The sequence below is a fragment of the Reichenbachiella agariperforans genome, assembly GCF_900142205.1.
Lineage (GTDB): Bacteria > Bacteroidota > Bacteroidia > Cytophagales > Cyclobacteriaceae > Reichenbachiella > Reichenbachiella agariperforans.
Window position 1 is genome coordinate 354540 of record NZ_FRAA01000003.1, and the last position, 16573, is coordinate 371112.

Annotated in this window: 8 protein-coding genes; 2 read left to right on the forward strand and 6 right to left on the reverse strand. The window is 45.6% G+C overall.

All coding sequences use genetic code 11. The features are described from left to right. Nucleotides 1–83 precede the first annotated feature (83 nt). Together BUB99_RS10690 and BUB99_RS10695 are read left to right on the forward strand one after the other, a co-directional pair. Nucleotides 84–2477: a DUF2339 domain-containing protein gene (locus BUB99_RS10690; protein WP_170863779.1), complete on the forward strand. Its 2394-nt coding sequence runs from the start codon at nucleotides 84–86 to the stop codon at nucleotides 2475–2477. Next, nucleotides 2458–3696: a hypothetical protein gene (locus tag BUB99_RS10695; protein WP_139280974.1), complete on the forward strand. Its 1239-nt coding sequence runs from the start codon at nucleotides 2458–2460 to the stop codon at nucleotides 3694–3696. Before BUB99_RS10690 ends, BUB99_RS10695 begins: the two co-directional genes overlap by 20 nt. A gap of 158 nt (nucleotides 3697–3854) precedes the next feature. On the opposite strand, the gene BUB99_RS10700 is transcribed toward BUB99_RS10695, so the two are convergent. The 6 genes from BUB99_RS10700 to BUB99_RS10725 form a co-directional block, all read right to left on the reverse strand. Next, complete coding sequence (locus BUB99_RS10700; RefSeq protein WP_221407500.1) at nucleotides 3855–5513, reverse strand: glycoside hydrolase family 55 protein; 1659 nt, start codon at nucleotides 5511–5513, stop codon at nucleotides 3855–3857. A gap of 5 nt (nucleotides 5514–5518) precedes the next feature. Beyond that, nucleotides 5519–8170, reverse strand: a complete 2652-nt coding sequence (locus tag BUB99_RS10705; protein WP_073122328.1) for a DUF4955 domain-containing protein — start codon at nucleotides 8168–8170, stop codon at nucleotides 5519–5521. Nucleotides 8171–8271: 101 nt separating this feature from the next. After that, on the reverse strand, nucleotides 8272–10671 hold the full coding sequence (locus tag BUB99_RS10710) for a glycoside hydrolase family 2 protein (protein WP_073122329.1): 2400 nt from the start codon (nucleotides 10669–10671) through the stop codon (nucleotides 8272–8274). Between the two features lie 78 nt (nucleotides 10672–10749). After that, entirely contained in the window at nucleotides 10750–11946 is a 1197-nt protein-coding gene (locus BUB99_RS10715; RefSeq protein ID WP_073122331.1) for a glycoside hydrolase family 88 protein, read from the reverse strand. After that, nucleotides 11946–13520 carry a RagB/SusD family nutrient uptake outer membrane protein gene (locus BUB99_RS10720; RefSeq protein ID WP_073122333.1) on the reverse strand — a complete coding sequence of 525 codons (1575 nt, stop codon included), beginning with the start codon at nucleotides 13518–13520 and terminating at the stop codon, nucleotides 11946–11948. The genes BUB99_RS10715 and BUB99_RS10720 overlap by 1 nt, the downstream gene beginning before the upstream one ends. 11 nt (nucleotides 13521–13531) lie before the next feature. Then, nucleotides 13532–16546, reverse strand: coding sequence for a SusC/RagA family TonB-linked outer membrane protein (locus BUB99_RS10725; RefSeq protein ID WP_073122335.1), 3015 nt, complete (start codon nucleotides 16544–16546; stop codon nucleotides 13532–13534). Nucleotides 16547–16573: the final 27 nt, after the last annotated feature.

The following is a 16573-nucleotide window of genomic DNA, read 5'->3' on the forward strand; positions in this document are numbered from 1 at the left end:
CCATGAGCAACCAACTAAACAACAGTTATTTGCACGGCGTAAACACCCTGCAAATTCAAACAAACCTAATTGACCTAAAAACTATGGAAATAATAGCTGTATTGATATTGTTTGTATTGACAGTGATGATTTACAAACTCAAAGGGCAGGTAAACAGCATAGACCAAAAACTAGATGAACTGAAGAGTCAATTGGAAAACGACCCTTCTTCGGGCAATGTTGACAAACCAAAAAAACCTCCAGTAGACTCCCGTGACATCATCGCGGCGATAGAAGACGAGATCAACCTCAAAAAGCCTGCTCCAGAGAACCCTATCGACACAGAGGAGAAAAAACCCGAAGCAGTCGAAGAACCAGTAGCCCCGGAAATAGTCCACAAACAATCTACTCCTATAGCAGCGGCATCACCAATCATCAAACCTACAACACCTCCGCGTCCTCCTAAGCCTTCGTTCATGGAGCGAAACCCTGACCTAGAGCGTTTCATTGGAGAAAATCTATTGAGCAAAATCGGTATTGTGATATTCGTGATTGGCATGGGATTCCTTGTCAAGCTTGGGGTCGATAGCGGTGTAATCACCGAAGGTCTACGAGTAGCTATCGGTGTTTTGATCGGTGGAGCGATGATCGGTTTAGCACATTATTTACGACATTCCTTTTCCAAATTCAGTTCCATACTTATAGGTGGTGCTTTGGCGGTTTTATACTTCACAATTGCCTTGGCCTTTCACGAATACGGACTATTGCCACAGGTTGCTGCCTTCATCATCATGGTGCTAATTACTGCCTTTGGCGTTCTCCTGTCAGTCTCCTACGATCGCAAATCATTGGCCGTCTTGGCACTCATTGGTGGCTTTGGCACTCCGTTTTTTATCAGCACAGGTTCGGGTGATATTGTCACGCTATTCGCCTATATATTGATCCTTGATATCGGCATGTTGACTTTGGTTTACTTCAAAAAGTGGAACATCGTCAATTACCTCACCTATGGGTTCACCTATATTTTATTCTCGGGTGTTTATATCAACAATGAGTTAAACTATATCACCACAGCGAATGGCGAATTATTCCTGTTTCTCACTGCCTTTTATCTGATCTTCTTTGTCATGAGCATTGTCTACAATGTAAAGAACAAAAGAGCATTCAAGTGGCCAGAAATTGGAATGCTATTGAGTAACTCTTCTATCTATTTTGGATTTGGGATAGCCCTGACACAGGGCTACAAAGGTGGGTTGTACAGCGGATTGTTCACAGGGCTCGTTGCGCTATTCAATTTTGGGTTTGCCTATGTATTGTATAAGCGAAAAGAAATAGACAAAAACCTCATCTATCTATTGATCGGACTTGTCCTTACATTTTTGACTCTAGTCGCTCCAATCCAACTCAAAGGGAATTTCATCACGCTGTTTTGGGCACTCGAAAGCGTTCTATTGTTATGGCTTGCCCAAAAATCCCAGATCAAACTCATGAACTTAGCCTCTATCCTTATCTCGCTACTCATGACTATAAGCTTACTGATAGATTGGCAACAAAACTACATCATGTACTCAGACTCATCCATGCGGGTGTTTCTGAATAAAGTTTTCATCACATCCTTCATATCCATGGGGGCACTTTTCGCCACACTCGGCTTGATGAAAAGACAGCAAGACTTTGTATTCCCAAAAACACAATTGGTATGGAGACCTCTATACGTCAAAGTACTTTTCATCTTAATAGTCTATGGTGGGTTCTTTCTTGAACTAGACTACCAATTTATTCAGTTCGAATTAGCCTATACCTATAGAATGATCTTGCTAGGTATATACAACTTTTCCTTTGTGCTTGGACTGATGGTCTACCAGTACTTCAAGCCTAGTGATTTACAGCGCAAAGTAATCGCTGGCTTGTCCATCGCCGTGGTAATCTCATACTTGACCGCTTACCTTCATTATATTTCGTTCGCCAGAGATCTATATATAAGCAATCAATATGCTACATCTACGGGGTATTTTGCACATTATGTTTTGCTCGTACTATTCATCTTGATACTGATCAACCTATACAGAGAGATTTATGTTGAATTTGGATTCAAATCCAAGAATGGAAGCATCGCCCTATGGCTACTAGCATTCATTTGCCTTTTCGTTTGCTCGATCGAAGTAGGTCACATCTCAGTCCTCAGCCAAGGCAACATCGGCAATACCGAAGAGGCTATCGCCTACACACATGCTGTCAAACATGCCTACCCTATCGTCTGGGCAATTTCTGCCTTGGCACTGATGATACTGGGAATGAAATTCAAACTCAAGACACTCCGTCTGGCTTCATTGGTTATATTCTCGATCACGACGATCAAATTGTTCTTCTACGATCTAGCTGGGAATTCTACTGGAAAGATCATATCATTCATACTCTTAGGAGTGATTCTATTATTGGTTTCATTTCTATATCAGAAACTAAAATTCATAATTCAAGATGATGAAAAGAAAGATTAGTTGCGCAATCTGCTTGCTTTGGTCTTCAGTGATCTATGCACAGGACTTTACACATACGACAGAGATAGAGCCCGTTTCGACAGACGGATATCATAAGATACTCTTGTCTCCCGAACTACTCGGAATGGCAAATAGCAATCTATCTGATCTAAGAATATATGATGAAGCGGGAGTACAACAACCCTACTTCATCCAAAGGGAGTCTGCTCGATCTTCACATCAAGAATTCCGTGCTTATGAAATTATAGAACGAGAACATGAAAAAGACAGTACCTCGTACCTCATATTCAAAAACACACACCAAGAGTCTATCCATGAGATCCACATCATTGTCGAAAACACAGAGGTAAAAAAACGAGCTAGATTGAGTGGTAGTCACGATCAAAAGGATTGGTTTGCCATCAAAAACGACTACCTGCTACAGGCCATGCATAGCACTGACCATACGACAGATTCGAATGTCCTTCGTTTTCCACTCAGCAATTACCCCTACTTCAAGTTAGAAATTGATGACAACCTAAAGGATCCAATACATATCTTGAAAGTAGGATACTACGCCACCGAGGTAAAACAAGGACTCTCTACGCGTTTTGACTTCCCTATCAAGAGCCAACTAGACAGTGCGAACCACTCCTATATCACACTGGCTATGCCTAGAGAGGTTTATCTAGAGAACCTACATGTCAACATCAAAGGAGCCGAGTATTACTCTCGTGACGCTCGAATCTTCATCCTAAAAAACACAAAGAGTAACGGTGACAAAGCAGGCTACACACTACACCAAATCGGTCGCACAGCGTTTAATTCGTCTAGTGAAAACAGCATCAATATAGGCAGTACCCAAGCCAAAGAGCTACAAATACAAATCGACAACCAGGACAATCAGCCACTGCAAGTCGAACAGGTGACTGCTTCCTTTTTGAATCAATACGCTATTGCCAAACTCTCTCCGGACCACTCTTACCTCATCAAATTTGGAGATCAGAACCTCTATGCACCGATCTATGATCTGGCAGCTTTTAAAGACCAAATCCCTAGCGACCTAGCACTCGCTCACTTATCGCCGATTCATCATATCTCAGGCAATAGCCCAACTGCTCAGAAGTCCGTTAGCCTCTTCGAAAACATATATTTGATATGGAGCATCATCGGACTAGTGGGAGTTGTACTCGCTCTAGTTTCCATCAAGATGATCAAGGAAATGGGGAACAAAGCCTAGACTTATTTCACTTGCTTGATACAGGAATATCACTGGCATACTAGCCAATCACCGGAGTAGAGCTACTGACACAAGAGACAGCAGAGCATCAAAAAGGGTTGTCGATCCTAAGACCAACAACCCTAACTGTTATTTACTGAATAGGTAGCCCTTAGTTCTTACCTCGTTCTCTGCTGGAGTTGATAGTTGTACAATGATGGCACCAAAATCATAGGATCGTTGGTCGCTGCGATATAGGGGTTGGGCTGGTAGTTGATTGTGAGGTCACGATTGCCATGCACTCCGATCAATCGCACAGACGGACCATCTTTCATGCCATTGAGCAGTACGGGTTGTTTACGGTCCATCCCATTGCCAAAACGCACATCGATATTCCAAAAAGTGGTAAATGCACCATGAGATGGCTTCCAATAACCCGCTCCTCCGCCTGCAAAAAGCGGATACTCGTCCTGATCCAAATCAATATAGACCGTGATGTCATCAAATAGATTTTGGTGATTGGCTCCCGAATGCTGATCCAATACTGGATCGCGATATACCGTACAATGGGTATAGACGCTCTTGGTGGCGTGAGTATTGAAACTCAGCGGATGCATTACGCGATTGCGCACAGTCAGGTCACGCACCAGCACGTTGTGCACGCTGCCCATCGCTACACTGTAGTGGGCTTTCTTGTCTCCCGTGGTTTCGATCGATTCGATGGTTACATTGGAGATTTGCTCTGTCAGGATTCCACTATCCGCATTCTTGATTTTTACATCCCGAACCCAGCCATTGAACAGATTGGTGAGGTAGATGGCGTTGTACCCATCCTCCACATGGTGGGCGATATTGGGAGCCATAGGAAACTCAATGTTGAAGTGCGCGATCCCGACTTCTTCCAGGTGCTGCCACTCCACCATCACGGGCTGCCATGCTCGTCTCAGATCGTGAAGCAAGGGGGCTTTGATCGTGACTTGATCACCACGAATCGCCGTGATCTGCACCTGTTGCATGACTAGCGCGTGACTGGGGTAATTCCAATGGTGCGAACCGACCTTCAGTTGTACCGAGTCGTACATAGACCGAATCAGCGATCCTTCTTTGCCTTCCTTATTGTACCATTCGATCTGAACGACATCCCCCACAGCCAGTTTATTTGCAGACGCCACCTTAATTTGGTGTTCCCCTCGTTTTCCTTCCAAAAGCTTAGCAAGTACTTTAGGTTTCTGATCGTACTTGTCTAGATATGATTTGACCCGTGCGCCTGGCACTGCTACCCATATCATGCCGCCAGACCAGGCATACTGTGAGAACGGGAGGTCCAAATTATTCTCAGGTTCGCGCTGACGCTTGTCCAGCTCCACCAAGTACTCACGTAGCTCTGTGAGTGGCTCAGGATCATCAAAGTAGCGCATCGGGCGTGGGTAATATAGCGTTGTACCGCCCATAGCACTACCCGCCCCCTTGAGTTGGAGGTTGCTTCGTGTGATATAAAGAATATCGCTCAAGATAAAGCGCCCTGCTGGAAACTGAATTGTGACAGATTCATCCGTTTGATTCGCTGCATCCATTGCACGCTGTACCGCTTGACTATCATCCAGACCATCATCCGCCACAGCACCAAAGTCCGTAACATGCAACACCACATCGCTAGCATCAGTCGCAACGGCATCTTCTCCAAAATGGTAGCCCGCATAAGAATAATCAGGCAGGTACACCTCCTCTTGCAAGGCATGGTCCGTCAATATCTCTGGCAGCTGCTGAGCGGAAACAGACTGGCAAAAAATCATTACACATCCTAAAAAAACTAATGCTCTCGTCTCTTTATTCATCATATTTCCTATTGTTTGATCACTTTAACGACCTGCTGATCTGTTGCTGTTTTGACTTGGAGGAAATACACGCCTCGGTCCAACTGCTTGGTATCGATCGCTAGGTGTCGAGACGTAGTAGCATCTGATATAATTAGCGTCTGCAACCTTCCTGTGGCATCCATCATTTTGACCTGCTGTATCGTAGTACTTGTGTCCAGTGTCAATAGGTCAGTTACAGGATTGGGATAGACCAAAACAGCATCTAAATCACTTTTAGCAGACAATACCTCTGCCTCTACCGCTACACTGATCGTAGCACTGGATGTACTCCCTATATCATCCGTAGCTACTGCCATTAGTTCATAGACCCCAGCAGCCATACCGAACAATTCTGGATCCAAATCAATACGCTCCCCCCAGATGAAAGGGGGATTGATTTCCTCTCTGTAAAACGTTCCGTCCAAGTATAAATCAACCCTAGCTATCGTACCATCGGTATCTGTAGCATTGATTTCTACTTGGACACTGCTACCCACTGGCAACACCGCGTCCGCTGCTGGTGTGACAAAACTCACTTCTGGTAGCGCATTGATAACGAGCTGCTGCTCTACTGAGAACGTTAATCCATCGTTATCCAGCGCCTCCACTCTCAGCATATACTGGCCCGCGTCGAGTTGGTCAAGTGCATCGATCTCCGACCAGACATAGGGTGCAGTCGTCAGGCTACTGACCATCTCCCCATCTAGGTATAGCGTCACTGACTCGACCGTACCATCTTCGTCGCTGGCGCTTGCCTCCACCACGACAGGTGTTCCTAACCCTATGATTTCATCCGAATCAGGCTTCACGATCTGCACCTCTGGGACGTACCCTACTGACACATCTATTGTTTCGGTAACTATATTTCCATCATCGTCCTCAGCCTCTACTTTGAGCTCCAGCGCTCCTGCATCCAGATCAAACAATGCTGGATCCAACGCTTCGTCTTCACCCCATACATAAGGTGCCGTATCGATGGTGCGCAATGCTACGCCGTTGACAAAAAGTCTAACCGCTGAGATGCTACCATCGGGATCTTCGGCAGTCACTGTCACCACCTGATCCGACCCGATATCTAGATGATCTCCGTGTCCTGGAGAAACAAAATACACCTGAGGCAAGGTCGCTTGCTCCTCTAGCCTCAACTGTAACTGCGCATCAAATAACGAGGCGGGTTCTACTTGCTGTCCTTCGAGTTGGTTGAGACCTGTATCTGTCAGGTTCACATCCGTATTGGGCTGGAAACCTACGAAATAAGGATCCGCATAAGTATTGCCATTGCGCGAAAGACTCCAAAAATCATAACCGATGTTGCCCGAGGCATTGTGCTTGAAATTCCAAAAAGTTAAGCCTCTGGCGTGGTGCGGATAACTCTCATGTGGCCCGCCATTCTTGTTGAATACACCTCCAGTGACATTGTCTACCAGCGTAGCATAAGGCTGCCCACTGTGACTATCAAAGGACTGATCCGTCTGCATTTGACATCTAAGATAGACCGTATTGACACCCGAGTAGCCCGTCCCAGGGCCATGGTGTTGACTTGCCTCGTCAACACAGTCTTTGACAAGTAATCCATACCCACGACGGGTTAGGAACGACGCGTGTCCCTTCTTGCCCGAAATCGTCACATTCTCTATCGTCACTCCGATGGACTGTCGTACATCGACGACTTGATTCCAACTTCTAAATTCGCAATTGCGCAACCATCCATTCTGCGTGTTATTGAATTGAATGGCGTTCCATGCATAGTCATGGATATCGTCTTTGTGATGCACAAACTCCTCTTCATAGTTTTCCCAATCGGAGACAAACAAAATACCTTCAATTCCTACTTCTTTGATCACGGGTAAGCTTCGTACCTGATAGTCCTCCTCCAGTGTGGGCAAGTCGATTTGTAAAGGGTTTTGAAAAGTCACTCGGTTGCCACTGATCGATGCGATGAGGTGTGGCTCTTGTAGCGTCATCCCTCCTATCACCCCAAACAGACGCGTCCAATCATCCGACAGCTCCAGCGGGTCAAAGTGCGCACGAGCAAACGCTTCACTCTTATGACTGAGATAAATCGCCATCCCAGGTTCTAAGGAACTAGCATCCGCCACGACCACACTCCTGTCCCCTCGGCTAGCTGGCGCATCTAGTACCGTCAAGAAAGTCGCTTGTATATCGCTGGGTTCGAAACGAAACTGCCAGTGACCATTTTTGACACGCATTTGATCCATAAAAATCTCTGTCCCTCCATCTCCACTACCACTTCCTTTGAGCACGATAGAGTCCCTCGTGATGCGCAAAAATTGATTGACATCATTGTCAGGACTCACGATGAATCTACCAGACGGGAAATATACTACCGCTGGGCCGTCATGCAGCTGTGCGGCATCTATCGCGGCTTGTATGGATTCATCATCATAATCCTCATCAGTGCCATCAGCACCATAGTCTGTCACATCGAACTGCGTCCAAGCTGATACATCAGGTATTTCCTTTTCAGAAAAATGATACCCTGCATAGGAGTAGTCATACAACTCCGGCGTAATCCCCGCAGCCCGATCACTGAGGTAATTTTCCCATATCGGGGCGACTTGAGCCTGTACACTGAGGACACACCAAGTCGCTACACATAATAGTATTAGTCTTTTCATCTGCTATCTCTTTGTTCTCGAATGAATCTAGTGACTTATTCGGGAGGTTGAATAATGAATCGGTTTGGTCGGCACAGTTGGCTCTAGTATATCTAGAAGACTTAAGGATTAATATCCTTAAGGTCTATTTCTAAATAAGTCCCTTTGAAGTTCTGGTTGTAGACGCCCATCACCAGTTTCTTGCTCTTCGGGTCGGGGATTACCTCTATCGCAGCTCGTCCATTGGCCATATTGATCACTTCGCTACCTGTAGGTGTCCCCTGATCTTTGACAAGTTCTCCTCCAGCCAAACATTGAAAGTAGGCTCTATCCTCATAGTCCAAACAACGCAACCCTTTCTTGTCTATAGCTCTGGCACTGACGAGATAGTGTCCATTGTCTAGACGCTCGGCTGCTAACACAATCTGATCAGGTGCGCCAGCCTGCTCGAAACTATAGCTGACTACCAAAGAATCGGCAGCAATCACTTTTCTACCCTTGTATCCTATCGCCTCGAAGACATTCTCACCCTCCTGAAATTCCACATCCCAATTGAGCCCACAGGCTGGATACTGGCTCATGTCTCTTGTTTTCTTGCCGAGGCTCTTGCCATTCAATATCAACTCTACCGTCTCGTTGTTGCTGAATACAGATATATTTTTAGTTTTCCCTTCTGGACCAGATCGCTCAGTCCACGTGTGGGATTCGATGTAAACAAAAGGCTCATCTGACCAGTAGCTCTTGAATACATAATAGGCATCTTTGGGCTTTCCCGACCGGTCGGCGAGTCCCTTTTCGTTGAGATAGGGAATGTCATTTTCAGGCCTAAGTGGCGTCCCGAAATCCTTGAAAGCCCACTGTGCCGACCCTGCGAACTGGTCATGAGATTCAGAAATGGATAAATACCAATCAAATAAATCTACGATGTAGTTTTCGCTCCAGTCACCATCATTGGCAATATTGGGATACTCCACCTGATTGATGGGTTCTTCCCAATCTCCAGCACTGATCTCACCATCTCCAGTGATCGGATTTTCGCTATGTCGACCGACGAAACTTGACCCTCCATACTCCATGTGTAGGAAATGATCATATTTGGCCAGTGACTTTTCGAGCGCATTTTCATAGCCCTTGTATGTGCCAGAGTACCAACCAGACCAAATCGACGGACTGAACACATCGACGATATCAGCACCTGCGTAATACTTGCGAATGGAAGTCTTTCTGCTAGGGTCAAGTTCATGCGATAGGTCATTGAGCTCGGATAAAAACGCATTGATCTCCTCCTCGTCATCTCCGTTTTCAAAATCTGGCAGCCAATAGATTTCATTGCCCAATGACCACAGAATCACACTTGGGTGGTTGTAATTCTGATCGATCATTTCAGTGAGTAGATTCTTCGTATTGGTTTTCCACGTATCGTCTCCTACTCCTCCGCGACACCACGGCAATTCATCCCAGACTAGAATACCTAGCTCATCACAGGCTTTGTAGATTTCTGGATCTTGTGGATAGTGTGCCAAGCGAACGAAATTCGCCCCCATGCCTTTGATCATCTCCATATCCTGACGGTGCATTTCATTAGGAAGAGCTGCACCGATCCCAGCAGACTCCTCATGGCGATGCGTACCACGCAGCAAGAGCCGTTTACCATTGAGATAAAAAGGGCCATTTTGGGTAAATTCGAACCAGCGATAGCCGTAGCGGTCATCGACTGTATCGACCACTTTTCCATCCTTGATCAACTCTACTTGCACTTGGTACAGTTGCGGATTGTTCACGTCCCATAGTTTTGGTTTTCTGATCTCAAAATCAATAGACTGTGTCGCTTTGGCTGCCGTCTCTTGGTCATAGACCACTTTCCCTTTTGGATCAGTGACTCTCGTTCTGACTGTATAAGCAGTCGTTTCAGTTCCATCTAATGTGACATCTATCAGAGTAGATGCACTACTTTCACTCACTACTGGTGTGGAAACCTGCACAGAAGATACCCGTGTCTTGTGGGTCTTGACCAGCCAGACATCACGTGTGATGCCACCATAGATGAAGAAATCAGATTTCTGAGAAGGAATGATTTGGCGATCATAGCTGTTGTCTACTCGTACGCTCACGGTATTAACCCCTTCCACCAAATAAGTCGTCATCTCTGCCTCAAAGCCTATATATCCGCCGATATGAGTAGTTGCCAAGTTGCCATTGATGTATACCTCCGTAGTAATATTCGCTCCTTCGAAATAAAGGAAATACCTATCACCCTCAGACAAACGCTCTACCTCAAACGACTTTTTGTACCAGCTGGCATTTCGTCTGTATCCAGGAGCCTGGTCCATCACGTCAGTAGCATTCCAAGTATGAGGGAGGTCGATCCGCTCCCATCCTGCCTGCTGATTCGCTTCTACCCATGTAGATACAGGCTGCTCTAGATAGTCCCAATCGGAATTAAACTTGCTTTTCTCTCTCTCCATTGCCCAGCCTCCGTATGCGATCAGTACGCCAAGCATAATTCCTAATATTCTCTTCATTTCATTGATTTTACTCCCGAAATACGCCTTTCAGGATAATTATTCATTAATCTCTCTCGGACAAACAACTACACTATACTACTGTCCCGAACGCATCGACCGATAGAGTGCCTCCAAAAAGTAATAATCTGCATAGGCGATCGGCTGATCTATCTCATCATCCTTTGGGTAGTTGCCCGTGCTATGACCTAGCAAAAATGGCACGGTCAAACCTGCAGGTAGTATATAAGCCTCCGAATCCATTGCATCCAAAATAGCCAATGCAAAAGGTGCATATCGCTCGTCCGTAGTGTTCTCGTTTAGCTCCAATAATGCAGAAGCAATGACCGCTGCTGCCGAAGCATCTCTCGGTGCATCTGGAATACTCGGATCTTTCATATCCCAGTAGAAAATTTTATCCTCTGGCAAATTGTCCAAGGTCATGAGGTAATCCGCGATTTGTTCCGCTTGCGCTAAGAATGCTGGATTTTGAGTATATCGATAAGCCATCACAAACCCATAGAGTCCCCAACCCTGACCTCTCGACCAGACCGACTCATCGTTCAAGCCTTGGTGGGTGATCTTCTGTACAGGTTGTCCTGTCTCTACATCATAGTCCACTACATGGTAGCTACTGTTGTCTGAACGGAAATGATTCTCCATCGTCAGCGTCGCATGTGATACGGCGGCCTGATGATAGCTACTGTCTCCTGTCAGACGCGTCGCCTGAAAGAGCAACTCTAGATTGAGCATGTTGTCAATGATCACAGGATACTGCCATCTATCTTGGCCAAAATCCCATGATTTGATGCATCCAACCTTAGGATCAAAACGGGTCATCAGTGTCTTGGCACTTTGGATCAGCACTGCTTTGTAATGCTCGTTTTGGGTAATCTCATACGCCTTACCGATACTACTGTAGACCTTGAACCCCATATCATGGGTACGGCCATTCCATTGCTCCCTTTCCATGAAAGGAATCCACTGCTCTGCGCGATCGAGATATTTTTTCTCTCCCGTCAAATGATACAAATAAATCATCGAGCCAGGAAAAAAACCGCTCGTCCAATCCGAGGATCCTACACCTCTCACTTCTTTATTCTCCTCTAAACTCCTAGGAAACTTCGTAGAATCCACTTCATAGTTGAGTAGATAGTGAAACCGAGCACTTAAGCTCGGTTTCACTGTTAAAGAATTTGTTGTCTCATCTTTTTCTTTGCTATCCTGCTGGGTATTTTCCTCACACCCTAGGGCAATCGCTAAAATCAGTACAAATAAAATTCTTGTTTTTATCATTAGTAATTATCGTTTTGATCCAAGTTCGGGTTTCTATCCACATCCGCTTGATATTTAGGAAATAAATAATCTTTTGCTGGATTAAAACTCTGTGGTTCTCGTCCAGTAGCACCAAATACCTCTGCTCCCAACTGCCTTCTCTGAATGTCATACCATCTACCTCCTTCGAATGCTAGCTCCAATCTACGCTCCTCCAATACTTCGTCTCGAAATGCGTCAACAGACATCCCTGTCGCTACATTGGCTGGTACAGCACTATCATTAGACACATCACCATCCAACTCTCTACGCGCTCTCATCCGTATCTCATTGATATAACCTTCCGCTTCAGCATTAGCTCCTGAATTCATCTCGTTCAACGCTTCGGCAGCTATCAACAGCACCTCAGCATAGCGCATCACAGGAAAATCTACGTCAGAATCTCTACCATTATTGCCAGACAAAGTACCTGCCTCACCAGATGCACGAAAATATTTTGCGATATGTGGTCTAGATACGTTTCGAGCAATATTCTCCCATGAGGTATAAGGAGTTGATACCCCTTGATAAATCAGTAAAGTATCAAAACTCACAGCACGACGGTAGTCCTGTGCATCCCAGTCCTCGAATACATTTAAAGCAGGCACAGCCACACTCCAGCCTTCTCCTGTCGAAAAGCGCTCATCACCTCTCGGTCCTGTGACAGAAGCCAAGTAGTCGGTGGCAGCATTGGCTCCCCCTAGAGAACCCGGGTTACCAGCAGCATCATTCCCTACAAAATTCACTTCGAACATCACTTCGTTAGATGCATTAGGCAATGACGGGTCATATAGTGCTGCATAATCTGCTTCCAGATTGTACATAAACTTGCCACTGTTGTCTATCACGTATTTAGCTTCATCATAAGCATCAGACCAATCGCCTCGCGTCAAATGCACAGAAGCCAAAAAACCCGCAGCAGTACCTTTGCCAGGTCTAGACCTCATCGTCGGGACATCAGGCAACCATTGTTTGGCATATTCTAGATCCTCTATGATTCCTTCATACACATCTGACTCAGCACTCTGAGGCAATGTGTAGGCTAAATCAGCATCCGAAAAAGCAAAATCAATGTAAGGAATCTCTCCAAATAGACGAACAAAATTGTAATGAACATAGGCCCGCAAAAAGCGTCCTTCGGCTATCACTGGATTGATCTGATCCTCTGGCGCATCCAAGCCTTCTCCTCCTTCAATGGCGTAATTGACTGCTGCCAATATCTGGTACCCCATAGGCCAAAAGCTACCAACCATCCCACTGTTCGCACTCATAGCCATCTGATCCACTTCGATACGTGCAGAAGAGGTAGTCATATCACCGATCGTGACCATATCCCCTCTCAGGATTAGTGAAAGAGATATTTTTCTCCCCATGAAGTTCTCATGTGCCAGCAGAGAGTATCCTCCACTAACGCCATTGGCTACATCCTGTGGTGTCTTATAAACCGCCTCAGGTGCCAATAACCCTACAGGCTCTTCGTCTAGTGTACCGCATGAATATGTACCTAATACGAGCATCGATAGACATGCTATCACTGTATATTTTATATTCTTCATTTTCTTCAATTTTAAAGTCCTAAGTTGATTCCAAAAGTGTATGCACGGACATTAGGATAACTCGCATAATCCAAGCCTATGTTTCGGTTGCCATCCGCTCCACTGCCTGAGTTTTGATAACCGACCTCTGGGTCTAGCCCTGGATAATCTGTCATCGTGAGCAGGTTCTGCCCACTGACATAGAGACGCAGCGACCTGATGAAAGTCTTGTCCAAAATGGTCTTTGGGAAAGTATACCCTAAAGTCACATTTTTCAACCGTACATAGCTGGCGTCATACACATACTTGTCAGACACCCTAAATGCTCTCGTAGAAGAGGCCTTTGGCACATCCGTATTAGGATCTGTAGGCGTCCATCTATCCAATGCTGATGATAGCACGTTACTCTTGCCTGACATGGTTTCTAACTCCATGTTCGTAAAGCTGAGCATGTCATTGCCATGTACGCCTTGGATGAAAATATTGAGATCGAAATTCTTGTAACCGAAACTGTTGTTAAATGACCACACAAAATCTGGGTGGGGATTGCCAATGATTTTTCTATCCTCTCCTGAAAGGAGTCCATCTGGCTCACCATCAGGCCCAGAGATATCGGCATAGCTCTCGCCTCCTGCCTCTTGCTCAAAACCAGACCCAGGAATGAACGCATCTCCTGTTTGATAAATCCCCTGATAATCATACCCATAGAATACGCCCACTGGCTGACCTTCTAAGAGCAGTTGTGATGAGCCATCTAACAAAAAGTGACCTGGCTCTTGCCCATAGAACTCTACCGAATCAGGCAACTCTAGCACCTCATTTCGGTTGGCAGAGATGATGAAATCTGAATTCCATGTAAACTCTCCTACCAAATTCTTGGTACTCAGCATAAACTCAAACCCTTTGTTACTCACCTTTCCGATGTTTTGTAACTGTGTCCCTACACCTACATAAGATGGCAATTGTCTCTGAAACAGCAGGTCGCTCGTGATCTTCTCATAGTAGTCCATCACTACGTTGACACGCCCCTCGAATAGTCCTATATCCAACCCTACATCGACCTGGCTAGTCGTCTCCCACGTCAAGTCAGGGTTAGCAAGTGTACCTACCGCGAGGGCATTACCACCTGGTACGATGGAGTAAGTCGGCTCTAGACTGGCCAATGATTGGTAAGGGCCAATCGCTTGATTTCCAGTGAGTCCGTAGCTACCTCTCAGCTTCAGTTGTGTCAAGAAGTTCAGGTCATCCATAAAGCTCTCGCCTTTGATATCCCATGCAACTGCTCCTGATGGAAAAAATGCCCACTTGTTGTTCGCCGCAAAATTAGATGCGCCATCGTATCTACCCGTAAAAGTCAACACATACTTGTTTTGTAAAGAATAGTTAGCTCTCGAATAGAACGACTTGATAGTCGACTCTGTTAGACTAGAAGTAGGTGTATTAGGTACAGCTCCCTGATCCAATGACCAGAAACGACCTGCATCGGTAATAAAACCTTGGCTAGAAGCCTTCCATGCTTCTGATGTGTTTTTCTGAAAAGAATACCCAGTCACCCATGTCAAACGATGTGGACCGTATTCTTTGTCCACGGTAAAGTAGTTCTCACTAATGACCGAAGACTGTTTGCGTGACTCGATTCCACCAAGACCATCAGCTCCTTGGCCTCTGATCAGCGTAGTTGGCCAGTACTCGCCATCTCTCCAGTTGGTAGAGCCTATCCCTAAGGTAGTTTTGAAACTCAACCAATCGGTGAATTTCAAATCCGCATAAACATTGCTCTGAAAACGATCCGTGACACGTTCTCTGTCATACTGAGTAGCCATCGCTACGGGATTGTCTAGTTGATCCCCTATGGTGGATCGCGTGTACATACCATTGGCATCATAGATCCCTAAGTCGGGGTTAAACCTAAAGGCAGTACTCGTCACGCCTGCTTGTCCAGCTCCACCAGACCCCTCTTGGGTACGTACACCGACATTCGTACCTCGGCGACCATACATGCTCATGCCTAGCTTAAGAAATTTGGTTGCTTCTACGTTTACGTTTCCGTTAAGTGAATATCGCTTGTACTCCGATCCGACAACTACTCCCTGCTGATCAAAGTAGGTACCTGACAAGTAATAGGTCACATTCTCTGCTCCTCCACTCACTGAGAGCTGATTGTTCGAGATGATACCTGTTTGGTAAATTTCGTCCTGCCAGTTGGTATCCGATCCGAGATTAGTATAAGGAGCGAACTCGTTCATATAATCCGTAAACTCCGCCGCATTGAGCAGATCCAGCTGTTTGGTTGGAGACTGGGTACTATATGATGAATTAAAATCGATTTTTATTTTTCCTTTAGATCCCTTTTTGGTCGTCACCATGATGACACCATTGGCTCCTCTAGAACCATAGATCGCGGTAGCCGAAGCATCTTTGAGCACTTCGATAGAAGCGATATCTTCTGGTGGAGGCATCTCTGCCCCCACAAATCCATCTACAACCGTAATCGGATCACTACTGGCGTTGATGGAAGTTCCACCTCTGATTTTGACATTAAAGCTCGCACCCGGCTGACCACCATTGTTAGAGTTGATCTGTACACCAGCAGCTCGCCCCTGTAGCGTCTGCGTAGCTGAGAGTGCTGGGAACGCTGCAATATCTGCGGACTTCACCGAGGAGACTGATCCTGACAGGTCACTCTTTTTGACTGTACCATATCCTACCACGACGACTTCCTCTAGTGAGGTGTAGTCTTCTTCTAATTGGACATCTATCTGTGATTGGTTATTGACTGGTACTTTGACTGTTTTGTATCCCACAAAGGATATCACCAATACCGCATCAGGTGATGCTTCTATTGTAAATGCACCATCAAAATCCGTAACTGTACCTATACTCGTCCCCTCTATCAAAACGGCTGCTCCTGGTATCCCAGATTCATCGTTAAATGAGGTCACGACACCTTGTACTTTGTTACTCTGAGCTTGTGCGGCTGATGAGGCCGCTGCTATCACTAGGATAGCGATCACAAGCTTAAAGCGTTTTAGTAAATCTTCTTTCATAAGATTGTTTTTTGTTAAATGAAATAA

Coding starts and splice junctions, on each gene's coding strand:
- BUB99_RS10690 (WP_170863779.1), top strand. CDS start 84: ATGGAAATAATAGCTGTATTGATATTGTTTGTATTGACAGTGATGATT.
- BUB99_RS10695 (WP_139280974.1), top strand. CDS start 2,458: ATGATGAAAAGAAAGATTAGTTGCGCAATCTGCTTGCTTTGGTCTTCA.
- BUB99_RS10700 (WP_221407500.1), bottom strand. CDS start 5,513: ATGATGAATAAAGAGACGAGAGCATTAGTTTTTTTAGGATGTGTAATG.
- BUB99_RS10705 (WP_073122328.1), bottom strand. CDS start 8,170: ATGAAAAGACTAATACTATTATGTGTAGCGACTTGGTGTGTCCTCAGT.
- BUB99_RS10710 (WP_073122329.1), bottom strand. CDS start 10,671: ATGAAGAGAATATTAGGAATTATGCTTGGCGTACTGATCGCATACGGA.
- BUB99_RS10715 (WP_073122331.1), bottom strand. CDS start 11,946: ATGATAAAAACAAGAATTTTATTTGTACTGATTTTAGCGATTGCCCTA.
- BUB99_RS10720 (WP_073122333.1), bottom strand. CDS start 13,520: ATGAAGAATATAAAATATACAGTGATAGCATGTCTATCGATGCTCGTA.
- BUB99_RS10725 (WP_073122335.1), bottom strand. CDS start 16,546: ATGAAAGAAGATTTACTAAAACGCTTTAAGCTTGTGATCGCTATCCTA.